This window comes from Pantoea sp. A4, assembly GCF_000295955.2.
In the GTDB taxonomy this organism is placed as follows: domain Bacteria; phylum Pseudomonadota; class Gammaproteobacteria; order Enterobacterales; family Enterobacteriaceae; genus Pantoea; species Pantoea multigeneris.
Genome location: NZ_ALXE01000046.1, coordinates 63,313 through 88,668, shown reverse-complemented (window position 1 = coordinate 88,668; position 25,356 = coordinate 63,313). Strand labels below are relative to the sequence as shown.

At 51.9% G+C, this 25,356-nt stretch carries 22 protein-coding genes; 18 read left to right on the top strand and 4 right to left on the bottom strand.

Annotation, left to right across the window (positions count from 1 at the left end; translation table 11 throughout):
• Positions 1-2: 2 nt before the first annotated feature.
• Positions 3-260, top strand: a complete 258-nt coding sequence (locus tag B880_RS26200) for a zinc ribbon domain-containing protein (RefSeq protein WP_157060591.1) — start codon at positions 3-5, stop codon at positions 258-260.
• 49 nt (positions 261-309) lie between these two features.
• Here the strand turns inward: B880_RS26200 and B880_RS25275 are convergent, their stop codons facing one another.
• On the bottom strand, positions 310-498 hold the full coding sequence (locus B880_RS25275) for a helix-turn-helix domain-containing protein (protein WP_036646437.1): 189 nt from the start codon (positions 496-498) through the stop codon (positions 310-312).
• A 63-nt stretch (positions 499-561) separates the two neighbouring features.
• On the opposite strand from B880_RS25275, the gene B880_RS25270 reads away from it, so the two are divergent.
• From B880_RS25270 to B880_RS0119455, 7 genes are all read left to right on the top strand, one after another.
• On the top strand, positions 562-864 hold the full coding sequence (locus tag B880_RS25270) for a hypothetical protein (RefSeq protein WP_017349139.1): 303 nt from the start codon (positions 562-564) through the stop codon (positions 862-864).
• Between the two features lie 82 nt (positions 865-946).
• Positions 947-2,581: a phosphoethanolamine transferase EptA gene (gene eptA / locus B880_RS0119485; RefSeq protein WP_017349138.1), complete on the top strand. Its 1,635-nt coding sequence runs from the start codon at positions 947-949 to the stop codon at positions 2,579-2,581.
• Positions 2,582-2,765: 184 nt separating this feature from the next.
• Complete coding sequence (locus B880_RS0119480) at positions 2,766-3,089, top strand: DUF1493 family protein (protein WP_017349137.1); 324 nt, start codon at positions 2,766-2,768, stop codon at positions 3,087-3,089.
• 57 nt (positions 3,090-3,146) lie between these two features.
• The gene (pmrA, locus tag B880_RS0119475; protein ID WP_026042785.1) at positions 3,147-3,827 is read left to right on the top strand and encodes a two-component system response regulator PmrA; all 681 of its coding nucleotides are present in this window, start codon (positions 3,147-3,149) and stop codon (positions 3,825-3,827) included.
• Entirely contained in the window at positions 3,824-4,900 is a 1,077-nt protein-coding gene (gene pmrB, locus B880_RS0119470; protein WP_017349135.1) for a two-component system sensor histidine kinase PmrB, read from the top strand. Before pmrA ends, pmrB begins: the two co-directional genes overlap by 4 nt.
• Positions 4,901-5,501: 601 nt before the next feature.
• Positions 5,502-6,833 carry an aspartate aminotransferase family protein gene (locus B880_RS0119460; RefSeq protein ID WP_017349133.1) on the top strand — a complete coding sequence of 444 codons (1,332 nt, stop codon included), beginning with the start codon at positions 5,502-5,504 and terminating at the stop codon, positions 6,831-6,833.
• Positions 6,834-6,843: 10 nt separating this feature from the next.
• Positions 6,844-8,340 (top strand): CoA-acylating methylmalonate-semialdehyde dehydrogenase, encoded by a 1,497-nt coding sequence (locus tag B880_RS0119455; protein WP_017349132.1) that lies wholly within the window; start codon positions 6,844-6,846, stop codon positions 8,338-8,340.
• A gap of 41 nt (positions 8,341-8,381) precedes the next feature.
• Here the strand turns inward: B880_RS0119455 and B880_RS0119450 are convergent, their stop codons facing one another.
• Positions 8,382-11,303 carry a dermonecrotic toxin domain-containing protein gene (locus B880_RS0119450; protein WP_017349131.1) on the bottom strand — a complete coding sequence of 974 codons (2,922 nt, stop codon included), beginning with the start codon at positions 11,301-11,303 and terminating at the stop codon, positions 8,382-8,384.
• Between the two features lie 318 nt (positions 11,304-11,621).
• Complete coding sequence (locus B880_RS0119445) at positions 11,622-12,407, bottom strand: DsbA family protein (RefSeq protein ID WP_017349130.1); 786 nt, start codon at positions 12,405-12,407, stop codon at positions 11,622-11,624.
• Positions 12,408-12,653: 246 nt separating this feature from the next.
• Between B880_RS0119445 and B880_RS0119440 the strand changes: the two genes are divergently transcribed.
• The 9 genes from B880_RS0119440 to B880_RS0119400 all read left to right on the top strand — a co-directional run bounded on the left by B880_RS0119440 (position 12,654) and on the right by B880_RS0119400 (position 23,017).
• Positions 12,654-13,445 carry an ATP-binding cassette domain-containing protein gene (locus tag B880_RS0119440; RefSeq protein ID WP_237761030.1) on the top strand — a complete coding sequence of 264 codons (792 nt, stop codon included), beginning with the start codon at positions 12,654-12,656 and terminating at the stop codon, positions 13,443-13,445.
• Complete coding sequence (locus B880_RS0119435) at positions 13,445-14,233, top strand: ATP-binding cassette domain-containing protein (RefSeq protein ID WP_017349128.1); 789 nt, start codon at positions 13,445-13,447, stop codon at positions 14,231-14,233. Before B880_RS0119440 ends, B880_RS0119435 begins: the two co-directional genes overlap by 1 nt.
• A 74-nt stretch (positions 14,234-14,307) precedes the next feature.
• The gene (locus B880_RS0119430) at positions 14,308-15,813 is read left to right on the top strand and encodes an ABC transporter substrate-binding protein (RefSeq protein WP_017349127.1); all 1,506 of its coding nucleotides are present in this window, start codon (positions 14,308-14,310) and stop codon (positions 15,811-15,813) included.
• Between the two features lie 3 nt (positions 15,814-15,816).
• The gene (locus tag B880_RS0119425) at positions 15,817-17,529 is read left to right on the top strand and encodes an ABC transporter permease subunit (protein WP_017349126.1); all 1,713 of its coding nucleotides are present in this window, start codon (positions 15,817-15,819) and stop codon (positions 17,527-17,529) included.
• Positions 17,530-17,833: 304 nt separating this feature from the next.
• Positions 17,834-18,844, top strand: a complete 1,011-nt coding sequence (gene pdxA, locus B880_RS0119420; protein WP_017349125.1) for a 4-hydroxythreonine-4-phosphate dehydrogenase PdxA — start codon at positions 17,834-17,836, stop codon at positions 18,842-18,844.
• A 34-nt stretch (positions 18,845-18,878) separates the two neighbouring features.
• Positions 18,879-20,597: a four-carbon acid sugar kinase family protein gene (locus tag B880_RS0119415; protein WP_017349124.1), complete on the top strand. Its 1,719-nt coding sequence runs from the start codon at positions 18,879-18,881 to the stop codon at positions 20,595-20,597.
• Between the two features lie 81 nt (positions 20,598-20,678).
• A complete protein-coding gene (locus B880_RS0119410) occupies positions 20,679-21,695 on the top strand; it encodes a 2-keto-3-deoxygluconate permease (protein WP_017349123.1) in 1,017 nt (338 codons plus the stop codon).
• Positions 21,692-22,048, top strand: coding sequence for a PTS glucitol/sorbitol transporter subunit IIA (locus B880_RS0119405; RefSeq protein WP_017349122.1), 357 nt, complete (start codon positions 21,692-21,694; stop codon positions 22,046-22,048). Before B880_RS0119410 ends, B880_RS0119405 begins: the two co-directional genes overlap by 4 nt.
• A gap of 102 nt (positions 22,049-22,150) precedes the next feature.
• Positions 22,151-23,017, top strand: a complete 867-nt coding sequence (locus B880_RS0119400) for a MurR/RpiR family transcriptional regulator (RefSeq protein ID WP_017349121.1) — start codon at positions 22,151-22,153, stop codon at positions 23,015-23,017.
• Between the two features lie 42 nt (positions 23,018-23,059).
• On the opposite strand, the gene B880_RS0119395 is transcribed toward B880_RS0119400, so the two are convergent.
• A complete protein-coding gene (locus tag B880_RS0119395) occupies positions 23,060-24,157 on the bottom strand; it encodes a glycosyltransferase (protein WP_157060590.1) in 1,098 nt (365 codons plus the stop codon).
• Between the two features lie 256 nt (positions 24,158-24,413).
• Here B880_RS0119395 and bla point away from each other — a divergent pair, with 256 nt between their 5' ends.
• Complete coding sequence (gene bla / locus B880_RS0119390; RefSeq protein ID WP_051005717.1) at positions 24,414-25,247, top strand: class A beta-lactamase; 834 nt, start codon at positions 24,414-24,416, stop codon at positions 25,245-25,247.
• The last annotated feature ends 109 nt before the right edge of the window (positions 25,248-25,356 follow it).

Below are 25,356 nucleotides of genomic sequence, written 5' to 3'. Positions count from 1 at the left end.
CGATGCTCAAAACACAGCTGGAATACAAAGCGATAGCGCGGTCAGTGGTGTTTGAAGTGGTCAACGAAAGGTATTCCACCCAGGCGTGTTCGTGTTGCGGAGCCATCTCCGACAACAGTCCGAAAGGTAGAGCAGGCCTGCGAATAAGAGAATGGACTTGTTGTGAGTGCGGAATCACTCATGACCGCGACGTCAACGCCGCAAAGAACATACTCGCGGCAGGACATTGCCGTCTGGCTGCAGGAATCCCTGCACTTTAGGGCGGGGAGGATGTCAATCATATCAGCCAGTAGGGCTTTGCCATGCGCACTACAGTGGCAGGGAAATGCCGTACCCACCACTCAGTGAGGTAACCAGGCGATGGACTGTAGTTCGCGGCATAGCGGCAGCCCTGGCCAGCGCTGAAATAGATAAACCCTGTGGAAAATTCTCCAGAGTATGCAGGATCAGCGCCGTGCGGGCGATGACTTGCGAACTGGTTGGTTGGTCTTGTTGCATAAAGCCACACTCAATGCTGCTGTTTATCCACCTGGTGGACAGTATGGATAGATCACCGCGATTATGCAGCGTCATTTACCGCTGTTTATTTTCGGCGGTGTTATGCTCGGCTGTGGCTTTGGGTTTTCAATCCCGCTGGTCAATCATATGACCGTAGATTACAGCTCTGCGCCTCTGCGAGGGAAAAATCTGGCCCGGCTGGCGATGGCGATCTTCAGCGGGCAGTTCCTCGCAGCCTTTATGGTGTATATTCCGGGTGACAGTAGCCGGGTTTTCAGTGGCGCAGCGGTGCTGAGTCTGCTGGCGCTCATCGGCGTGATGCACTGGCAGCGAGTGAACAAGCGGGCAGCCAGCGACCTCCGTTAACCTGCCAACCTTAAGCTCCTTAAGGTTGTCTTAATCTGTACCGGGCAAGATAACGACCATTATTCATGATGGAAACTTGTCTATGTCCCGGATTACTTTGCGTCGACCTGCGCTTGGCCAGTTGCGCTTCTTAATGCTTTTCTCAGCGTATATCGCGCTGTTTCTTAATATTGCCTTTTATCGCCAGGCCGCTAGCCTGTTGCCGCTGCATCAGGGACACAGCTTGTTGGTCTTTCTTTCAATGCCGGTTGTGGCCTTTAGCGTCATCAATATTGTGGTGACGCTGGCTTCGTTTATTTGGCTGGATCGCCTGGTCATTGTGCTGTTTATTTTGGTCGCCGCCAGTGCGCAATATTTTATTCAAAACTATGGCATTGTGCTGGATCGCTCCATGATCAGTAACATTGTGGATACCACACCTGCTGAAAGTTGGGCATTGGTGACTCCGCAGATGTTACTGACGCTGGCATTTACTGCGGTAGTGAGCAGTCTGCTGGCCTGCTGGTTACAGGTAAATAGACCGGCTTCCGGCTGGCGTAGCTTGCGCAATCGCAGCCTCAGCGTGGTGCTTTCCTGCTGCGCGATCATTCTGGTGGCTTTGTTGTTCTACAAAGACTACGCCTCACTGTTCCGCAACAACAAAGAGCTGGTGAAATCTTTAAGCCCCTCTAACAGTATTACTGCCGTCTGGTCCTGGTATGTGCACCACCGGATGGATAACCTGCCACTGGTGCAAATTGGCCTTGATGCGCAGCAAAAACCCGCTTTCAGCAGCAATACCAAACCTAATCTGACGATTATGGTGTTGGGTGAAACCTCGCGCGCCAGTGATTTCTCTCTGGGTGGATACAATCGTGAGACTAATCCACGGTTGGCAAAAGATCAGGTGATCTATTTCCCTAATACTGCCTCCTGTGGCACGTCAACAGCGGTATCCGTACCTTGCATGTTCTCTAATATGCCACGCAGCCATTATGACGATGGTCTGGCCAGCCATGAGGAAGGGCTACTGGATATCGAACAGCGTGCCGGTATTCAGGTGTTATGGAATGAAAATGATGGCGGCTGTAAAGGCGTCTGTAACCGCGTACCGCACCAGGATATGAATGCACTGAACTTGCCGGGCATGTGTATTGAAGGTGAGTGCTATGACGAAGTGTTGTTCCACGGGCTGGAGCAATATATAGAAAGCCTGAAAGGGAACGCCGTGATTGTGATTCATACCATTGGTAGCCACGGCCCAACCTATAATCATCGCTATCAACCCGAGTTTGCGAAGTTTACCCCAACCTGTGAAACCAGTCAGATTCAGACCTGTTCGCAGCAACAACTGGTGAATACTTACGATAATACCGTGTTGTACGCCGATTATATTGTCGATAAGGCGATCAACCTACTGAAGGCGCATCAGAGCCAGTTCACCACCAGTCTGGTTTATCTCTCTGACCACGGTGAATCACTGGGTGAAGACGGCGTTTATCTGCACGGATTGCCTTACAGCATTGCCCCTGAAGCTCAGAAGCATGTACCGATGTTACTGTGGCTTTCGCCGGACTATCAGCAACGCTACGGTGTCAGCCAGACCTGCCTGGAGCAACGTGCAAAATCGGCGAATTTCTCCCAGGATAACCTGTTTTCCACTATGCTGGGCCTGACGGGCATTGCGACAAAGGAATATCGCCCGGCAGATGACATTCTTACCGGCTGTCGGAGTTAAGTTTCAGGTAAACAATGGCTTAATTCAGGATGCGAGGCTTGGGGAAACCTGGGCCTTATCATAAACTGCAAGCGTTTTTAGCGATAAATTAATTAGCGAAGGTCAGGGATAAAAATAGGGAGTTGTAGAATTCCGCCAAAAGCCTCTTGCGCCATCATCTTATGGTTCGACCTGAGGGAAAAAGATGAAATCTTTAGATGCGACGGTACTCAAATTTGTTAGAGATGAATTGCGTTGCAAAGAACTTGAAATCGATTCATCACTCAGCTCAGGTGAATTTCTCACCGTGCGTGAAGATGTGTATGAGCTGGTAGATAAATATGCCGAAGTTTTTGATGTTGACTGTAGTGCTATAAACTGGCGTCGCTATTTCCCTATACTTACATTGCCGTTTCTCCCAAACGTCATACTGCCTGAGCGTTTGCGCTCTGACAGACATGAGCCTGAAGCTTTTACAGTAGGAATGCTTATAGAATCAGCTAAAGCCGGACGCTGGATTTATGACTGAATAGACGTTATTTACGTGTTTTAAATGATGAATGGCCCGGCTGTCGGAGTACAGAGCATGAAAATATTAGTGGTTGAAGATGATGCCCTGCTGTTACAGGGCTTAACCCTGGCACTGAAAGGTGAAGGTTATGTTTGTGACGGTGTCACCACTGTGCGTGAGGCTGAAGCCGCCTTTCGCGAAGGCATGTATAGCCTGTTGGTGCTGGATTTAGGTTTGCCAGATGAGGACGGTTTACATTTTCTGCTGCGCTTGCGGCGGCAGAAAAATATGCATCCGGTGTTGATCCTTACTGCCCGTGATACGGTGCAGGAACGTATTGCCGGGTTGGATGCTGGGGCGGATGATTATCTGATCAAGCCATTCTCATTGGAGGAACTGCTGGCGCGCATTCGTGCGCTGATCCGTCGCCACGTAAATCAAGGGGATGAGCTGGTACAGGTCGGCAACCTGACGCTCAACATGACATTACGGCAAATTACATTAGCCGGACAGCGCCTGGATCTGACGCCAAAAGAGCACGCCATTCTGGCGCGGTTGATGCTTAAGGCCGGAAATCCAGTACACCGTGAAATCCTCTACAACGATATCTATAACTGGGAAACTGAACCCTCCACCAATACGCTGGAAGTACACATCCACAACCTGCGCGACAAAATCGGTAAATCAGCCATTCGAACCGTGCGTGGTTTTGGTTATGCGTTGGTTAATAGTGAGCAGCAGGACACCGTGTCATGAAACAACCGGCTAAAACGCGCAAAAGTACCACGCTGAGTTTTCGCCTGCTGTTGGCTATCGGCCTTATTTTGCTGTTCTGTCAGGTCATCAGCGTGTTTTGGCTCTGGCATGAAAGTAAAGAGCAGATTCAGTTCCTGGTGGATGCCGCTATCCAACATCGAAATGAGCATCGACACGTTGAGAAGGAGATTCATGAAGCGGTGGCGAGCCTGGCGGTGCCCAGCCTGGTGATGATTACGCTGGCGCTGGTACTCTGTTTGCAGGCCGTCAAATGGATCACCCGTCCTTTGTCCCACTTACAACAAGAGCTGGAAAACCGCAGCGATGACAATATCGAACCGGTGCGTTATCACAGCGCTATCCGGGAAATTGATGCCGTCACCCATTCCATCAACCAACTTGTTGGCCGCTTAACCAGCAACCTGGAACGTGAACGCCTGTTCACGGCTGATGTTGCGCATGAATTACGTACCCCGATTGCCGGGCTGCGCTTGCATCTCGAGCTGATTGAGAAATCGCATAATATCAGTATGAAGCCGCTGATTGATCGGCTTGACCATATGATGAACAGTGTCGCTCAGTTACTGCATCTGGCACGGGTAGGACAATCCTTTACCGCCGGAGAGTATCAGAGTGTGGCACTGGTTGAAGGCGTAGTGTTGCCTATGCAGGATGAACTGAAAATGCTGCTCGCACCACGCTTACAGCAGCTCCAGTTAGTGACGGAGAGTGAACCAACTGTAAAAGGAGATGAAACCTTAATTCGCATGTTACTGCGTAATCTGGTGGAAAATGCATCACGCTACAGTCCAAAAGGCTCCATCATTACGGTGACCATCAAGAATGAGCGCCAGGCAGAGTTGATCGTGGAAGATCAGGGGCCGGGTATTGATGAAGCGAAAAGCGGTGAACTGAGTAAAGCCTTTGTCCGGATGGATCGGCGCTATGGGGGTATTGGTTTGGGTCTGAGTATTGTTAGTCGTATTGTCCAGCTGCATAAAGGGCGTTTCCATCTGCAAAACCGGCAACCGGGGCCCGGTTGCCGCGCATGGGTGGAGTTCTCGTCGGATTAGGTGGTGAACCACACCGCCAGAAATCCCACGACCGCCACTGCGCTTAGCAGTAGGGTAAACATCTCGCACAATTTATCTTCAGCTGTTGGTTTGAACATCGTTCAACTCTCCTCGGGGAACACCCACTGATTTTCTCAGGGTAAGATTAAGGAGACATTAAGACGCGGCTCAGTGATGCGCTGAGTAAGAAAAAATGTCCGGCTGTAATTTTTTTGTCATCTCTGTCGTGCCATGGCAGCCGGTATTTCAAGCCCCAACGCGCGTAGATTCTGGTTGCTGTGCTGAAACAGCGACCAGATCTCACTGTCCACATGACTGTTTATTCAGCAACCCAGCAAGTGCTGCTTTGTTCAAGAGATATAATTTTCTTATTTTCACAATGTGAAATCGGTCAAATTACCTGTGCCAAAAGCAGTGTAATCCGCTGCCTCTCAGGCACTTATTCAGCATAAAAACATCCGCAGATCCAGGAGAGAACGACCGCATTATCGGCCAGGCTTATGGGTGAGTTTTTCTGTATCTAATGGTGTAATTATTGTGATTTAACTTACCTATGCTGTGGCGGCACACTGCATCCACACCTGTTGGAAGAGAGCCGACCATGTCTGATGCCATCAATACCGCTTCACTTAATCTGCAAGCACACTGGATGCCCTTCAGTGCTAACCGTAATTTTCAGCGTGACCCGCGTTTTATCGTGGCAGCAGAAGGCCGTTGGTTAACGGATGATAAAGGCCGCCAGATTTTTGACAGCCTTTCAGGATTGTGGACCTGTGGCGCGGGCCACACCCGCAGCGAAATTCAGGCCGCTGTGTCCAGACAACTCGGCACACTGGATTACTCACCCGGCTTCCAGTACGGACACCCGCTGTCGTTTGCGCTGGCAGACAAAATTGCCCAAAAGATGCCAGGCGATCTGAATCACGTCTTCTTCACCGGATCGGGTTCTGAATCTGCGGATACCGCAGTTAAAATGGCACGCGCTTACTGGCGTGCGAAGGGACAACCGGCGAAAACCAAATTCATTGGCCGCGCGCGCGGTTATCACGGCGTCAACATTGCAGGCACCAGCCTTGGCGGGATTGGCGGTAACCGTAAAATGTTTGGCCAGTTTATGGATGTTGACCATCTGCCACATACTTTACAGACGGATCTCCCTTTTACCCGCGGCATGGCCGAGACGGGCGGGGTTGCGCTGGCAAATGAGATGCTGAAGCTGATTGAACTGCATGATGCGTCCAACATCGCGGCTGTGATTGTTGAACCTCTCTCTGGCTCTGCGGGTGCGATCATCCCGCCACAGGGATATTTACAGCGCCTGCGCGAAATCTGCGATCAGCACAATATTTTGCTGATTTTTGATGAAGTGATCACGGGCTTTGGCCGCATGGGCCGCTGGACAGGAGCCGAGTATTTTGGCGTGACGCCGGATATCCTCAACTTCGCCAAGCAGATTACCAATGGGGCAATCCCGATGGGCGGTGTGGTCGCCAGCAGTGAGATCTATCACACCTTTATGTCTCAACCACTGCCAGAATACGCCGTGGAGTTTGGTCACGGTTATACCTATTCAGCCCACCCGGTGGCTTGTGCGGCAGCGTTGGCAACACTGGATCTGCTGGAGAAAGATGACCTGGTGACACAGTCTGCTGAACTCGCGCCGTACTTTGAAAACAGCCTGCACGCGCTGCGTAGCAGCCCGAATGTGGTGGATATTCGTAACTGCGGTCTGGTGGGTGCTATTCAAATCGCGCCGCGCGAAGGCGATGCCATTATCAGGCCATTTGAGGCCGGTATGGCGTTGTGGAAAGCGGGATTCTATGTGCGCTTCGGCGGCGATACGCTGCAGTTCGGTCCAATGTTTAATACCCAACCTGCTGAACTGGACCGCCTGTTTGATGCGGTAGGCGAAGCCCTTCACGCAACCGCTTAAGGAAACGATGATGACAGTAATCACACACTTAATTAACGGCGAAACACCGGCAGCAGCGGGGCGCAGCGTGCCGGTGTATAACCCGGCAACCGGTGAAGCCATTCGCCAGGTAGAGCTGGCAAGCCGTGCGACGGTCCAACAGGCGATTGATGCGGCTAAGGCCGCACTGCCAGCCTGGCGTGAGTTGCCACCGGCCAAACGTGCACAGGTGCTGTTCCGCTTCAAACAGCTGCTGGAAGAGAACGAAGAGCAGATTGTTACGCTGATCAGCGAAGAGCATGGTAAAACCCGCGAAGATGCCGCAGGCGAGCTAAAACGCGGTATTGAGAACGTGGAGTACGCCACGGCCGCACCAGAATTGCTGAAAGGCGAATTCAGCCGTAATGCCGGGCCAGGTATCGACTCCTGGAGTGACTTCCATGCCGTGGGTGTGGTGGCAGGCATCACCCCGTTCAACTTCCCGGCGATGGTACCGCTGTGGATGTATCCGCTGGCGATTGCCTGTGGCAACACGTTTATTCTGAAACCTTCTGAACGCGATCCAAGTTCCACCTTGCTGATTGCCTCACTGTTCCAGCAAGCGGGCTTGCCGAAAGGCGTGCTGAATGTGGTGAATGGCGACAAAGAAGCGGTTGATGCGCTGCTGGAAAGCCCGGATGTCAAAGCGATTAGCTTCGTAGGTTCGACCCCAGTGGCGGAATATATCTACAGTGAAGGCACAAAGCGTGGTAAACGCGTGCAGGCCTTGGGTGGTGCAAAAAATCACGCTGTGGTGATGCCAGATGCCGATCTGGATAATGCAGTGAATGCTCTGATGGGCGCAGCGTATGGTTCATGCGGTGAGCGTTGCATGGCCATTTCTGTGGCCGTGTGTATTGGTGATGCAGTGGCAGATGCGTTGATTGATAAGCTGGTGCCACGCATTCAGGCGTTAAAAATCGGTGCTGGCACAGAGTGCGGGCTGGACATGGGGCCTCTGGTCACTGCCGCACACCGTGACAAAGTCAGCGGTTATGTTGATGATGGCGTCAATGTCGGCGCAGAGTTAGTGGTTGATGGCCGAGCGTTGAAAATTTCAGGCCATGAGAACGGTTTTTTCCTCGGGGGCTGCTTGTTTGATCGGGTAACGCCGGAGATGCGGATTTATAAGGAAGAGATTTTTGGCCCGGTGTTGTGTGTGGTTAGAGCTAAATCACTGGAAGAGGCCATTGCGCTCATTAATGCGCATGAGTACGGAAACGGGACCTGTATCTTTACGCGTGATGGTGAAGCGGCACGGCAGTTTGGTAATGAAATTGAGGCAGGCATGGTGGGGGTTAACGTGCCATTACCGGTTCCGGTTGCCTTCCACAGTTTTGGCGGTTGGAAGCGCTCTCTCTTTGGTGATCTTCATGCTTATGGCCCGGACGGTGTGCGATTCTACACGCGCCGCAAAACCATTACCCAGCGTTGGCCGAAAGCGCAAAGCCAGGAAGCCGCGCAGTTCGCGTTTCCCAGCCAGCGTTAAGGTTTGATGAAATCAGGCGAGCGGCTGCTCGCCTGATTCTGTCAGGCAATGCGGTTAAGTTCCATATGGGTCCTTTTTGCATTGGCCAGCTGTTTTATATTTCCGGCTTCAAGCGGATGCTCTTTTGCCCATTGCAACACGGCATCTTCACCACCCGCTTGCGCGATACGTGCATCCCGGCGTAATTTATCGGCCGCAATCACCGCATCTTTTGTCATCAAACCGTTCCCTTTCAGTCGCTCCGTTGGCGGGTCAGAAAGAATTTCAAAGTTCTGATTAAACGCACTATCGGCACCGCCGCGGCCTTCTAACAACATATCCTGATAGGCCAGCATGTTGAGGGTTTCTTTGCGAATGGCTTCATTTTGACCAGCTCCAGCAATGGTGGCCACATCCTCCGGGTAAGGGAAGTTGGACAGGTCTTTACCCAGCTGTGGTAACGGACCGGAGTATTTTGCGCTTTGGCGAGTGTAAATATCTTCGCTCGCTGACTGCAGAATAAACGAGCGTTGGCCTTTCGCCGTGCTAAAGCCATCCAGATCTTTCGCGGTTCCCCAAAATCCGACGTCATAGGAAGCCCCGCGATCGAGAGCAACCATCTGCCAATCGCCGGTTGTCGACTTCGCGAAGCCCACGTTCTGTCCCCAGGTGTTAACGGTATCCAGCTCGCCGATGACCTGGTCATTCATAACGTGAGCCAGCAGTTGACGTTGTAGCCTGTCGGGCAAAAGTTCGTTGACGACTTCGGTGCGCAGTTCCCGCATTCTGGCGATTGACTCTTTCAGGGCATCATCTTGTGAGGTGTACCATTGTGGATCGTTGGCTTTGAGTTCATCGAACTGTGTTTGCAGTTGGCGCAACTCGGTAATTTTCCCTTGCAGCGCGGTTTTTCCTTGAGCACTTAACTTGCTGACGGCTAACTGGTCCTCCACGAAGGTGCTGTCGACCAGAATCTCACCCAGCTCACGGAAATTGTTGAGCGCTTTGGTTGCGACAAAGCTTTCTTCTATGCCTGCCGCGGATGTTTTTGTGCCAATAAACGCTTCAGGGGTGACATTCTCATGTAAGGCCTGCAAGGCCGTTTGTCGGGTTGCTGCAACCTCTCTCTGCGCAAAGAAACGCAGTTCATCCGCGTCAGGCATGCCTACAAAAGCCAGTTGAAACTTAGTGCCAATTTCTTCTCCTTTCATCAGGTACGTTATCGGCTTTTTAACAAAGAAATTTTGCCCATCGGGAAGCGTCCAGATACTGCCAGCATTGGCGGTACTGGTTATGGTATCCGCCTGATTTACTGCGCCAGTTAAATCCAGTTTAGGGTTACGACTCTGCGGCATTGCCGGGCTGGACATTGGCTGCAACTCAATATCGTTAGCATCTTCAACTTTAAACTTATCGCCAATGGCATCATGATCGATATTGTCAAAATTCACCTCCCATAATTCAGGAATATCTCTGGAAACCGGGATTTCCGATCCGAGAGAGAACACACCGTCGATTAAGCCAGTCAGGGTTGTGGCAATCCCCTGTTTACGGTCGGCGGTCCTCGCATTGTCAGTCATATCGTGCAGGCCAATTGCCGTTTCAGCGCCCGCGTCGATAGCAGCAGGTATAGCAAACAGTTCGGGTCCCAGTACCGCTAAGGGCAACAGGATGTTTTCTGCTGTTTTGAGTTCGTCGAGGTAGATCGCTTCCTGTACTTGCGCATTCGAAGTGACCAGCATGTCAGCATTCGAAGCCTGATCGGCTTTAGCCTGTTTGACGATGTGAGTAAACACATCCTCATTTAACGGTTTATCTTTAGTCAGCAAATATTTATACGGTTTCGTTTGGGGCCGCCAGGACGTATCGCCTGTATCAATACCTTCTAATACCTTTTTTACCCCGGCATAAGTGTTGCCATCCTGCTGGTTGTATAGTGTCCAGTGTTGCAGCAACGCTTCACGTTTTTTGGCATCTTTAGCCTGGTCCACCAGCCACTGACAAAGTGCATTTTTACTGTCGAATTCATGTAACTGGTGGGTGACAGGGCTATATAGCACTTGTTTACCACGGCCCTGTGCCTGATTTGGATCGCTGAAAATCAGCAAGTTAGACGGATAACCATAGACATCAAGGGGGCGCACTGCACCTTTTAGTGGATTTCGGGGTTGTAAGTCTTTGAGCGACAGTGCGTGACCAGCGTCATCAGCGTGGATATTTGACAGCATCAGGTCGGGGGACGCTGACCTGGTCACTAAACGGTAACCCGCTTCACTCAGGTTACCACTGTTACGCGCATTATCTGCCGCCGTGATAAATACAGCTTTTGCGATGACACGAGAATCATTGCTGTATTTGTGCCAGAAATCAGCACAACTTTTTTTATAAGCTCGCGAAAAATCGCTTGCTTCGAGTTTATTCATGAACTCTGATGGTAATAACTGAACTTCATTCTTTGCATTGTAACCTTGGGTGCTATTTTTTCCCGTATGATAAATGCCGCTATACAGGTCCATACCAGAAATTTTACCAAACTCAACCTCACCGGGAAGAAAGTTCCGCATGACCACTTCTGTCAGGCTATAACTACTATCAGGGGGATTGTTATGTTGCCAGCCGGTGAAGGAACGCGAATCACTGACGCTATCAGAAAAACGGTTCAAATAAACGCTATCGGGATCAAGATTTGGTTTATTTAACTGAATTAATATCTTTTTAGCGTAGTCATGCGCGGCCTGCTGAAGACCTGTTTTCACACGTGCCTGTTCAATCCCAATGGTGAGTGCATAGAAGGTTTTAGCATCCTTGACCCTTTGTGTTCTCGGGCTGGGTATGCCAATGCTGCTGATTTTTTCGCTGACTTCATTGATAGTATCAGCTGCTGCATAGTGCAGATTACTGATGAGCGGCGTTACATTGGGTTGGAGGTTAAGTGAATTAGGCAACGGGACAATTGAAAATGCAGTAGATGGAATTGTTGGCATAAATTTCCTGGTTGTTTTTTCGCGATCGCAGTTCTTGCCTCATTTATGGCTGTGAGGCTAAAGGTTTATTGTCGGACTGCTACCCACGCATTTAATTTTAGGTTTTATATTTTACTTTATTAAAAATAAAGGCCCAAGAGTTGACGGTGTCAAATCATATTGCCTGAGTTTAGTTTCGACTGTTTTTTGAAAGTTCGGGGGTATAAAAATTTTATTCTGAGATAAGTGATTGGATAAAAATAACTGTACAGAACATAAAGAGGATTCAATGATAAAACCTGCACCTAAGCGCAGGTTTTCAGACCGGAAATAAGGAAATTAGCCGCCAGCCGCTTTCTTAATGGCGGCTTCAATCGCTTGTTTGCTGGCAAGGCCAGGGAAAACGGTGGTGTTCTGGGCGTTTGCACCGGAAGTCGGTAATACAATCAAACCAGGCGTGCCGCTCAGCCCAATCTGTTGAGCCAGCTTATTGATCTCCACCAGCACGGGCTGGGTATCAGTGGCTTTACTGGCATCAAATTTCACCTTTTTAGCTGCCTGAGTAATATCATCCTGAGTCAGCTTGCCTTCATTGTGGCCGGTGGCATAGATACCGTTGTGGTAGGTGAGGTAAGCCTCAGCCCCTTTCTGCTGGTAAACCTGCAATCCGGTTTGCGCTGCGACTAATGAGTTTTCCCAACGATCGCCGAAGATTGGCCACTCTTTGAACACAAAGCGCGTTGTTGGACTCTCTTTCACCACCTGCTCCATCACGGGTGCAAGGCGACTACAGTAGATGCATTGATAATCAAAGAATTCAACCACAGCGACTTTCGCATTTGCCGGACCGTAGGTCGGGGTGTTTTTGTCGTTAACCAGCGCAGCCTGATTTTGAATAACGGCTTCTGTCATCGCGCCCATCTGCTGTTGTTCTTGCAACTGCTGCAATTTCTGGCTTGCCTGAAGCAACACTTCTGGGTGTGCCACCAGATAGTCAGAGGCGATTTGACCGATGCGGGCTTCCTGTTCTGGTGTGAAAGCCGGGGTGCTATCCGCAGCAACAGCCAGCATTGGCAGTAAAGCAGCACCGAGGGTAATTGCGAGAAGTTGTTGTCTCACCGACATAATTAAATCCTTGTGAATTGCAGTGGGTATAGCGAGAAAAATTCAACGTGCATTGTTAACTCATCTTAGGGGGATGTACAGCCTGGCGTTTGGTAACAGGGTTGATTAAGGCTTAAGAAAGTATGTCCTCAGGCTGTAAGACTTTACAAAACCAGGCAAGTGCGAAACGGTGTTGAAACATTTTGCATTACCCTGATTCATTTTGTTATGTTATCACATAACTTAACTCCGGTGGTGTACTGCGTTATGGCTGTTAAAACTCATCCTGTTCTTCCTTTGCTCAAGGTCCAGCAGCTATCTGTTGCGCTAAAGGGCGAAACCGTAATTCATAACCTGAGCTTTCAGCTGTATGCAGGAGAGAGGGTGTGTTTGCTCGGCGCTTCCGGGTCGGGAAAATCGTTAACCGCGCGTGCGATTGCCGGTTTCTTGCCTGCAACCGCCGTGAGCAAGGGTGAAATTTCCCTGCTGGATGAAGAGATACTCAACCGTAATGCCATGCAGCGCACCGCACGTAGCCGGGTGGCCTGCATGTCACAAGACAGCACCACGGCGCTAAATCCTCTGGTCAAAATTGGCCAGCAGTTTGCGTTAGTGCTGGCCACACGGGATAAAGCCGCTCTTCAGCAGACCCTACAAAAAATGAAGCTGGATGACATTCCTCATTTGCTGAGTCGTTATCCGGGGGAACTTTCCGGTGGGCAGCGGCAACGGGTTTGCCTCGCGTTTGCGCTGTTAAGTCGGGCAACGCTGCTGGTCGCTGATGAGCCCACAACGGCTCTCGATGTTTTGACGCAGCAACAGGTTCTACAGCAATTACAGCAGTTCACGCCACTCACACTGTTGTTCATCACCCATGATATAGCGATTGCTGCGCAGCTTTGCCAGCGTGGTCTGGTGATGCAGCAGGGGCGTATTGTCGAACAGGGCAGTATGCGGCAGTTACTTCACACGCCTCAGCATCCTTACACTCAGGCTCTGGTGGCATCCGCCCGCCGCAGTTGCCAGCGGTTACAGCCGCCAGTCGCGCTGGCGGGGTAATGACAATGCATAATGAACTTCCCTTCCTGCAGCTGGAAAACCTGCATTACCACCCACCGCGCCAGCATTACGGCTGTGCCTGTCCGGCCCTGTTTCAGGGGCTTTCGCTGGCGCTAGAACAACACCAGCGAGTCGGTTTGGTAGGGGGGTCTGGCTGCGGTAAAACCACCTTATTGCAGATTTTACTGGCGTTACAAGCGCCGCAAAGTGGCTCGTTACGTTGTGAGGGCCGTGAGATTAAGGTCCGGCCTCGCAGGGATCTCCAGCGCTACTGGCGGCGTGTGCAATACGTTCCACAGGATCCACTTAACGCGCTGGCACCTCGATTGAGCGTTGAACAATTGCTGGCAGAACCGCTGTTACGGCTTACAGGCATCAAGGCAAACCAGCATCATGTAAGTCAGACGCTTGATCAGGTTGAACTTAGCCTGCGCGTGCTGGAAAAACGTCCCGCTGAGCTCTCCGGCGGGCAGGCCCAGCGGGTGGCGTTGGCCAGAGCGTTGATCGTGGAACCTGATTTTTTACTCGCGGATGAACCGGTAAGCGGGCTGGACTTGCCGCTGCGTGAGGCCATGACGGCACTGCTGATACGCATCAGTGACAGCCGTAAGATGGGAATGCTGGTCGTTAGCCATGATATTACGCTGGCTGCCGATCTCTGTGACCGTCTGCTGGTAATGCAACAAGGCGAAATTATTGAAGATCGCCCGGTACAACAGGTGCTGAACCAACCGCATCAGGCTTATACCCGCCGACTGCTTCAGGCCGTCCCTCAACTCAACATTTAATCAAAAAATGGATGTTATTTTCCTCACCGCTGCATGCAGAGGCGGGGCTTTTACATCTCTACCAAGGGAAAAAGATGACTAAGACCGGTTATTTCGCCTCATTTGCTGCGCTAATGGGGGCTACATGGCTACTGACGGGCTGTTTTGATGACAGCAACCCGGCGGTGACCGATGTTCAAAACGATCGCATCCGGGTGGCGATGCTACAGCCGCCACGATCGGGGCTGACGCCACTCAGTGATGACGCTTTTAAGCTCTCCCGCTGGCGCACGGCGGAAACGCTGGTCACGTTGAACAGTGTCGGGGAGGCCCAACCCGCACTGGCGCTCAGTTGGCAGCAGATTACCGCCACGCGTTGGCAGGTAATTTTGCGGCAGGGCGTAAAGTTTCACGACGGGCAAGTGCTCAATGCAGCGGCGGTGGTGAATGCGCTGAAGGCGGCGAACAGTGCCGCTCCTAAGCCGCGTATTCTGGATGGGGTGAAGTGGCAAATGGCGACAGAGGGTGAATATACCTTGTCAATTACCACCCAGCAGCCAGACCCGCTGTTACCTCAGCGTCTCTCCAGCCCGCAGCTGGCGATTCTTTCCCCTCTGGCCTACGGCAGTGGTCATGGGGTTGATCCGGTGAATCATGGCAGCGGACCTTATGTATTGACCCATGTGGAAGGCACGAGCAGCGCAACCCTGGAGCGGTTTGCGGACTATTGGGGCGAAAAAGCTTCCGCCAGCGGGATTGATGTCAGTTTTGTGCCTGATGGCACCGCACGTGCAGCAGCATTGCGCAGCGGCAAGGCAGATATTGTGGAAGCGATTCCCGTCGCACAGGCTCCGCTGCTCGATCCTGAGCGGGTTCATGAAGTACCCATGCCGCGCACCAATACCCTGTATCTCAATACGCGCACCGGTATTACACAGGATCCGGCTATACGTGCGGCGATCCGCAGTGCCATCAATCGACAGCAAATTGTGGACAACGTCTATGAAAAACGCGCAGATATTGCCCAAGGATTGCTAGGGCCGGCGCTGCCTTGGGCAGCGGAACTGCGTACACCCCCGATCAATCGGGTACAACCCGCGGCTATTTCGGGCCAGCAAATTACGCTGGCAACCTTTAGCGATCGTACCGAGCTGCCTGAAGTCGCGGTCTATCTGGCACAGCAACTGACTGCTGCGGGTTTTAGCGTTAAGCAGGTGGTCCGCGAGTATTCGCAGATTGAGTCAGATGCGCTGGCGGGAAAATTTGATGCCTTTATCCTCTCCCGCGCCACCGTGCTGGATTCGGGCGATCCGCTGGCTTACCTGTACAGCGATTTCGCCTGCGATGGATCCTTTAACATTGCTCAGTTGTGTCAGCCAGCGATAGACGCGGCACTGAAGCAAGCCGCAGGGATCCCGGCGGGTCATGAACGCCGTGTGGCGATTATGCAGCTGGAAAATATGATTCTGGCGACAGATGCCGCCATTCCGATGCTGCATGAGCGCGTGATTCAGGGGGAGCGTCAGCGGGTTATCGCGGCTATCCGTGACCCGCGTGAGCGCAGTCTGATAGACAGTCAAACACGTATTCAGGCGGAGTAACTGATGTCAGCTATCGCCTGGTTATCCCGTGGGATTTCAGCTGTGGGCATTTTGCTGCTGATTGCATTGTTACCCTGGCTGTCGGGTCGCGATCCTGCATTAGCTTTGCTGCGTGCGCGTTCGGGGGAGCAGGAAGCCAGTGTGGAAACCCTGGCAGCCATTCGCACGGCATGGGGGCTGGATCAGGGGCCGTTCGCATTGTTATTGCAGTGGGCGCGCGGAATGCTCCGGGGGGATGCGGGCGTCTCCTGGGTCTCTGGCAAACCCGTGATGGCAGGGATGCTGCACGCGGGCAGTGTTTCACTTACCCTGATGTTTTGGTCACTGCTGGTGGCGGTTGCCGTCATACTCTTGCTGTCTCTGCCTGCGCTGTGGCGCGGTGTAGCGGGCCGACAGCCGGTGTCTGGCTCCGCTGTTGCGGTACTGCTGACGACTCTGCCTGAATTTCTTCTCGCAACCGTGTTGTTGCTGCTGTTTGCCGTCTGGCAGCCCTGGTTTTCCCCCTATGGCTGGCAATCTCCACGGGATGTGGTGCTGCCTGCACTGGCTTTGGGTTTACCCGCAGGGGGATATCTGGGGCGTCTGTACGCAGAGGCTATCGGCACGGCTTTCAGTGAGCGCTGGGTCATCACCTGGCGTATGGCGGGTGTAAGGCGCTGGGCAATTATCCGTGCAGTATGGCAACGGGGGCTCATCAGCTTGTTACCGGTGCTCGGTCAGGTGATCGTGGCCCTGGTGGGCGGGGCGATCGCCGTTGAGAAGGTCTTTGCGATACCCGGTATTGGGCGTGCCACATTAGGCGCGGCGATTGCTCAGGACCTGCCTGCATTGCAGTGTGGCATTCTGCTGCTGCTCTTATTCGCTATGTCAGTCAGCTGCGTTTGTCGCCTGATGCAATCGGTGTTGGCTGGCAGGGCGATGCGCAGCTTTAGCTTCTCCACACCCGAGTCCACCCAGCAGGCAAATCCCAGCTACTTGTTAGCAGGAATATCGCTGTTCCTGTTGGTTGCCCTACTGATGGCGGGTTTACCGCGTGACCCCTGGATGACCGCTTTCACGCGACTGGCGGCTCCTGACTGGGGATTGCCATTCGGCGCAGATGCTATGGGCCGGGATCTGTTGGCGCGTGTGGCCCATGGTACGCTGCACACTTGTCTACTGGCGCTCGGCGTGGCGCTGATTTGCCTGGTCACCGGTATGTTTGCAGGCATTTATCCTGGTGTGTTCAGCGGTCCGATGGAACTGGCTAACGCGCTACCCACCACGCTGGCGGGGATGATGGTGGTGGCGCTACTTGGGCCGGGAGAGAGTGGTGCTGTTCTGGCGGTGGTGCTGATAGCCTGGGCACCGTTGGCCGCACATAGCACTGCACTCGCCGCAGAAATTCGTGCACGACCCTGGCTCAGACTGCTGCCGTTAAGCGGGATTGGACCCATAAGGCGTGATTACTTCTATATTCTGCCAGCACTTGCAGGCCCACTGTTCAGACACGCCATGCTGCGTGTGCCCGGTATTGCACTGACGCTTACGTCACTGGGTTTCCTTGGCTTGGGGGCTGCACCACCGTCGCCGGAGTGGGGCCGAATACTGGCTGAAGGCATGCCGTATGTTGAGCGAGCCTGGTGGGGGGTATTGACCCCAGTGATCGCGATGACACTGCTGGCGTTGCTTGCAGTAAGCGGTGCCAGCCTGACATTCCGGCGATCATCAAAGTGAAGCCTCATCCCGCATAAGATGAAGCCGGAGCCACAGAAATGGCTTCGGCTTCATATCAAAAGTTCAAATATAATACAAATGAACGTTAGCGCTGATTCAGCCTCTCTCATCCCACATAGCCCTGTATATTCTCTGCCTATTCATCAATTAATCAAAACTATTGCCTCGGTCACAATTTGAATACGTGCTGGCTTTCTCCGTTGTAACTGTGATTTTGGTCACTTAATGGTGGGGTAAACATCCGTTATGCTAATGTTCATATGATTAACATGTGAACATTTGTTTGATCTAATCAGGAGTAATTATGACACTGGCAGAGAAGAAACCCGTAGTAGCAGTCACCATTGGCGACCCAGCAGGGATTGGTCCAGAAATTACACTCGCCACGTTGATGGACAAAGGTGTGTACGAGGAGTGCCAGCCATTCTTAATTGGTTCTGTACCGATTATCCAGCGGGCGATGAAAATTCTGAAATGTGATTTCCCGATCAACAAAATTTCAGAACCTGCCGAAGCAAAATTCACCTGGGGAACGTTGGATGTGCTGGAAACCGGCGACTATGACTGTGACAGCATCGAGTGGGGAAAAGTACAGCAGCTGGCCGGGAAAATGTCGCTGGACTATGTGATGAAATCCATAGAGCTGGGGATGGCAGGGAAGATTGACGCGGTGTCTACCGCCCCGATTCACAAAGAGGCAATCAAGCTGGCCGGATGTAAGTTGCCGGGCCATACCGAAATTTACCAGGTCGAAACGCGTTCTGATTATGGCTTAACCATGTTCCACGTGCAGAAACTGCGTGTGTTCTTTGTCAGCCGTCATATTTCACTCAAAGCGGCCTGTGACTATGCCAACAAAGAAAACGTATTGGCCTGCGTTCAGCAGATCCATCATGAGTTCAATGACCTGAACATCAAAAATCCGCTGATTGCTGTCGCAGCACTGAATCCACACGCTTCAGATAACGGCCTGTTTGGACATGAAGAACAGGACAACCTGATCCCGGCGGTGAAAGCCGCGCAGGAACTGGGCATTAATGCCATTGGCCCGATCCCGGCAGACTCGGTGTTCCACCTTGGCAAACAGGGCCGTTACGATGCCATCCTCTCGCTTTATCACGATCAAGGCCACATCGCCTGCAAAACGCTGGATTTCGAAAAATCGATCACGATTACCTTCGGTCTGCCATTTATGCGCAGCTCGGTCGATCACGGCACCGCTTTTGACATCGCCGGGACCGGCACCGCGGGCTCGGTCAGTATGCTGGAATCGACGCTGGTGGTTGCGCGTTACTGGAAGATGAAACAGCACTAAGCCCCCTCTCTGCCGCAGGTTAAAAGGAGTGTGTATGGATAACTATCTGTTGATCGGCAAAGGGGGTAAAGGTTGGGGCGGGCCACTCCGCATCAGCCTCAACCAGTCCAAAAAAATTGCCTATATCACGGGCGGGCAGCGTCCAGCCGTGGTAGATCGCCTGTGTGAGCTAACCGGATGGCCATCAGTCGATGTCTTCAGGCATGGCGAACCCGCGGCAGAAGAGATTGGCATTATGGTGATTGATTGTGGTGGCACATTGCGCTGTGGGCTCTATCCCAAACGCGGGATCCCCACGATCAATCTACACCCTACGGGGAAATCAGGCCCGTTAGCCGCCTTTATCCATGAAGATATCTACGTTTCGGGTGTCACCCCGGCCAGTATCGAGCGGGTTTATCCGCAGGGTGAGGGTGGCAAACTGGGGATCGTGGCAGATGATCTGACAGGGGCAACCACTGTCGGCGTCTTACTGGCACACAATGGGTTAAAAAGTGCTGCCTTCTTTGATAGCGACACTTTCGCGGCCAATGATGCTGTTTATCCGGCGATGGTGGTCAGCAGTGACAGCCGGCCTTTACCCAAAGCGGAGGCACAGCAACGGGTCACGGTAGCGGTACAAAACCTGAAGGCGCGCGGCGCACACTACTTCACGAAGAGAATCGATACCACGCTACGTGGTGGGATTGGCTATGAAATTGATGCCATGCTGGCTCAACTGCCGCAGGAGACACTGGCAATCGTGGTTCCGGCGATGCCGCAGTCGCGACGTATTCTGGTGGGAGGCTATTCCGTCATTGATTCGGTAGCTCTCTCTTGTACTGATGTGGCACGGGATGTGCGTACGCCTGTCACAGAGTCCTGGATACCGGGTTTGCTGGCGCGACAAACCCAATTCTCGGTCGGGCATATTGCGCTGGCGCAGGTATTACAGGGAGAAGCAGGAATCGTCCCGGCGTTACAGGCGCAGCAGCAGGCGGGCAACCGGGTAGTGGTGGTAGATGCGATTACGCTGGACGACATTGATGCCATTGCCTGTGCAGTGATCGGATTAAACTGGAATGTCCTGGCGGTGGATCCCGGCCCTTTTACCGAACGTCTGGCGGCAAAGCGTGGCCTGATGGGGCATTTACATTCCGTCTCACAGCAGGAAAACAGTGCACAGGCTGAATCCGGATCTATTTTGATTATTGCAGGCAGTGCGACTGCGGTGACACGAAAACAATTAAGCCATTTAATTGCTCACGATCGGCGTGTTTGTCATATTCCGGTTGATGCTGAATTATTAATTGACCGTCAACATGCCGCCGGAATTGAAATTGAACGCGTAGTAAAGTTTGCCCAGCAAAGTATGTTGCAAAATAAAAACGCCCTGTTTGTATTTGAATCTGCATTAACCGGGACACTGTTAGATTTACCCCATGAAGAAGAGAAATTTTCTCTTAACCCAGGCCAGGCCGCAGAAAATATCAATCACGGTTTGGCCAGTATTGTGCAGCAATTGCTGGCACTCACGGGTGATGAGATTAAAGGGCTGTATTTGACTGGCGGTGACACTATGGTCCATGTAGTCAAAGCGTTAGGTGCCAGTGGCATCGAGATGATTGACTACGTTATCCCGCAAACCGACATGGTGAAGATCATCGGTGGCCGCTATGACGGATTGATCTGTGTAGGCAAAGGAGGGCTTACCGGACCGGAAGATATTGTCAGCACTATTATTAGTCGTATTTATCGCGAAGCAGAGCAATAACCACACTCCAGCACCTATCTACGCGGCTGAAAAGTCGCGTAAGGGGATGCTTATGTCCAGTTTCTTCAGGCGAGCGAATCTATGAATATTAATATTCTCGAAAAAATGAATAAAGTGCCAGGTGGCTTAATTATTATTCCTCTGATGGCAGCCATACTGATTAATACCTTTTTCCCCCAGGCGTTGGCACTTGGCGGCCCAACGACGGCGTTATTTAAAGTCGGGTCCAGTGCCATGATGGGCATCTTCCTGTTGATCTGCGGTAGCTCAATTAATATTCGTCAGGCGGGATTACCCTTGTATAAAGGCTCGGTACTGCTGATCCTGAAATGTGTGGCGGGCGCCTTGGCGGTCTGGGCTGCGGGCTATTTCTTCGGCGCAGCGGGTTTCTTTGGCATCTCAACCATGGCACTCGTCGCCTGCCTCACCAGTTCAAACAGTTCATTGTATATTGCGCTGTGTAGCAATTACGGTGATGCCAGTGATGCGGGCGCTATCTCAGTCTTTTGCATCAAGGATGGCCCTTTTGTCACGATGGTGGTGCTTGGCGTCAGTGGATTAGCCAACATTCCTTTCGCTGCGCTGCTCTCCATGCTGGTGCCGTTAGTGATTGGTATGCTGTGGGGCAACCTCGATGAGCGTTTCAAAAGCTTGTGCAGTGCTGCGCAGCCGCTGGTGATCATTCTGATGTCGTTTGCGATTGGTGCCAATTCCAGCATTGGCACCGTCTTCACCGCCGGGCTTTCAGGTGTGGTGCTGGGGTTAATCTCAGCGGCAACCGGCGTGCTGTTCTATTTTATTTATAACCTGTTCCTGAAAAAGAAAACGGCACTGGGTGCTGCATTAGGGACTACGGCGGCGAACTCCGCTCTGACGCCTGCGATGGTTGCGCAGGCTGACCCTTCACTGGCCAGCTACGTAGACGCGGCTACGGCGCAGTTGGCGACAGCCAGCATTATCACCATGCTGCTGGCACCGCTGCTGGTCGGCTGGTTCGATAAGCGCCTGCGGGCTAAAGCGCCGCAACCCGAAATGGTTGTCAGAGAGAATCCCGGTTATCCTGTCTCTTCCCGTACCGTGGCGAATAAAAATAAATGAAGCAGCCCTTTGAGATCATCGCCGTGGGTCAGTATGTCGCCGAGTTTTTGCGTGAGGGGAAAGTGATACTTTTTTCCCAACCGCTCCCTCAGGATCTGGCTGATTATTGTGTGGTGATCAACAGGCTGCCTGATGGCGAAACATTATATCCGGGCCGGTCGTTACAGATCGGCCAGCAATGGAGAGAAATTAGCGCAGTGGGTGAGGTGGCAAATGCAAACTTCACCCGGTTAGGACATGTTACGTTGAGCTTTGACGGTGCTAACCAGGCAGAGTTACCCGGCACGGTGCATTTAACTGGCCCCGTGCCTGAATTTTTGCAGGTCGGCGATAAAATTCGCCTGTCCAGTTAACACCCGAGGATTTAAGCGGTGTTAACCACGCCGCAGCTTTGGTAAAGTCAGCATATTCCGCCGGTAAACACCTTACCGCCTTGTGCCGAGAACCTGTTTTGTATGAACCTTCGTGACAAAATTACCAGTCAGTTCAGCCAACTTTCGCCTCAACTTCAACATGCCGCTGAGTTTTCCCTGCAAAATGCCAATCAGTTGGTTGTGGAGTCGATGCGTACCTTTGCCGTGAGTGCAGGAGTACAGCCGGCTACGCTGATGCGTTTGGCACAGCGTCTCGGCTTCCCCGGCTGGGGGGATCTGAAAAATGCGTTCATTGATGAACTAGGGTTAAGAAATGATACATATGTATCAAGAGCGGAAAAACTGGTAAATAGTGAAACCAAACAAGACCTGTACCATGAGGTCTTTAATGCTCAAGCCAGTAACCTGGAACACACCAAAGTTGAGAACCATGCCGCGATGCAGCAGGCGGTTGAGTTGCTGGATAATGCGCGTCACGTTTATATCTGCGGTTACCGCGCCAGTTTTCCCATTGCCTGGTCACTGTTCTATGTTTACCGCCTGTTTAATCCCCGCGTCACGCTGATTGATGGCCTTGCCAGCGGCAGTGAAATTTACAGTCGTGAACTCACGGCAGATGACTGCGTGCTGATTGCCAGTTTCTCTCCCTATTCACGAGAAGTACTGAAGCTGGTGAATGCGGCAGTTAAAGCGGGCAGTAAAATTATTGCTATAACCGACTCACCCGTTTCGCCCGTGGCTCAGAAAGCCGCTTGTTCACTGTACTTCAATACGGACGGGCCCTCATTTTTCCCTTCGATTGTGTCAGGCATGGGGATTGCGGAATGTTTGTTAGCCCTGTTAGTAGCAAAACATGGCCAGCAGGCGGTGGCACGGATTGAGAATGCAGAACACTATCTCATCGATTCTGGAGCTTATGTTATTTCACGTAAGCAGCGCTCAGAGTAGCCTCTGAGCACTAAGGCACCGGGCGGTGTTGCCCGGTCCCGCTTAATTGAGAGCCAGGTACTGTTGGCAGACTTTTTGTGTCTCAAACTGGCTGAAATCGACAGCGGAAACGTCAGGCGGGTTTGTCACAACCTCACGAATCTTCTCTGCCAGCGCAGGTGCATTAGCCTCCGCCAGGCCACGCTCTAAATCACCCTTGAGCAACGCGACGGTCCCCGTTGCACTGCGCGTGCTGATCACGGGGGTGCCACATAACATGGCTTCCAGTGCGGCGTCACCGAACCCTTCTGTGTCTACACTTTGAACCAGCGCTTTTGCCTTACGCATCCACGGGTAGGGGTTAGCACAGTAGCCCTGGAAAATTATCCGGTCTTCAATGCCTAACGTCTGCGCCTGTGCTTTAAGCGTGCCCAATTGTGCAGTTTCACTTTCCCCTAATAGCACCAGCGGAAGCGTAACACCTGAAAGGGCATACGCTTCTAACAGACGATCGTGCCGCTTATTCTGATCAAGCCCCCCAACATGCAGCAGATATGCCTCTTCAGGGGGTGTGAATGGTTCATTCATCTGACTTTGAATTTCAGTGATGTTATAAGGATTACCAATTATCGCGCTGCGTGCCGGTTCAATTTGATAGGTCTGTTTAATATCGTCCAGGATTGATTGTGACACTGCGATAATATTACGCTGCTGATAAACACGCTGAATACTTTTTTTATTAATACGTCCTGAATAGCCTGAACGCGATAGATCAGACGAAATCGAGAGCATTTCATGCAGGCAAAACCAGACTTTATTTTGGTCCAGTGAACGGCAACGTGCCACGATCTTGTCGCTGTTATATAAATGTGAGATGACTAAATCATAATCACCTTCGAATTTCTGCGTTCGGCTAATAATCTCGTCCAGATGCTGCGCGCGACGTTTAGATTCATTAATGTTTAGCCATGACGAACGATGCTTGTCAGTAATTACCTGATAAACAACTCCCTCGGGGAGAGTATAGTGGCATACGCTGCGGAGTGAAAAAATGGCGACATGGTGTCCCAGAGCAACAAGGCCGCTGGCCAGCGTTAACACTGCCTTTTCCGCGCTACCTGTTGGTAAGCCGTCAACCAGCATAAGAATTCTTTTTTTCATACGTTCTCATTAATTGTTTATACCGGCAGTGAATTGCTGTCGTGCGTTATTACAATTTCGCCAGGTGATCAAAGAGTTAAATCATTGTAAATAAACCCCCAAACGTGATCTGTACGGGGGCGTTACTTGTCATTTTAATCTATTATATCGTTTTTTATGACACTAATACATGACGCATTTCTTTAGCTAATATTACAGAATAGGAAGCATAGAATTGAGAGTTGAAAATAAAGGTTATTTTCGTGTTTTTATCCTGATGCTAACGGCGCTTGCAGTGAGTGGTTCTCATGCGGAATCCCGCTCTGAGAAAATTCAGCAGCAGCTGCGCCAACTTGAAACGCAGTCGGGGGGAAGGTTGGGTGTAGTGCTGATTGACAGTGCGGATAACAGCCAAATTCGCTACCGCGCCAATGAACGATTCCCGATGTGCAGCACCAGCAAAGTCATGGCCGTGGCAGCATTACTCCAGCAAAGCGAAAAGAACAGCGCGGTGTTACAGCAGCGGTTGGCCATTAACGCCAGCGATTTGGTGAACTACAACCCCATCACCGAAAAGCAGGTTGGCAGCAGCATGACGCTGGCCGAGTTGAGCGCGGCAACATTGCAATACAGTGATAACGCAGCGATGAATCTGATACTTGACCATCTTGGGGGACCAGGAAAGGTCACCGCATTTGCACAAAAAACAGGTGACAGGGATTTTCGTCTCGATCGAAGAGAACCTGAGCTTAACAGCGCCATTCCAGGTGACCCGAGGGATACTACCACGCCTTTATCTATGGCTCAGAGCCTGCAAAAGCTTACCCTGTGTAAGGCACTTGCCGCTCCCCAGCGTGAGCAACTGGTACAGTGGATGAAGGGCAATACGACCGGGAGTCAGAGTATAGCCGCAGGGTTGCCCTCAGGCTGGCAAGTGGGCGATAAAACTGGCTCGTGTGATTACGGTGGGACTAACGATATTGCGGTGATCTGGCGTGAAAAAGGGGCTCCGTTGATCCTGACGACCTTCTTCGTACAACCTCAGCCTGATGCTAAAAGCCGTCGCGATGTACTGGCCGCAGCAGCGAAAATTGTGACTGCCCAATATTGATCGACAATCGCCGGGTACGTGCCCGGCTCCAGCTGCAACTTCTGGTTATGACCCTGGTAGTGGTTACCTGATGGTGCCAGATTTTGCAACTACGCCTTACTACAAGGGA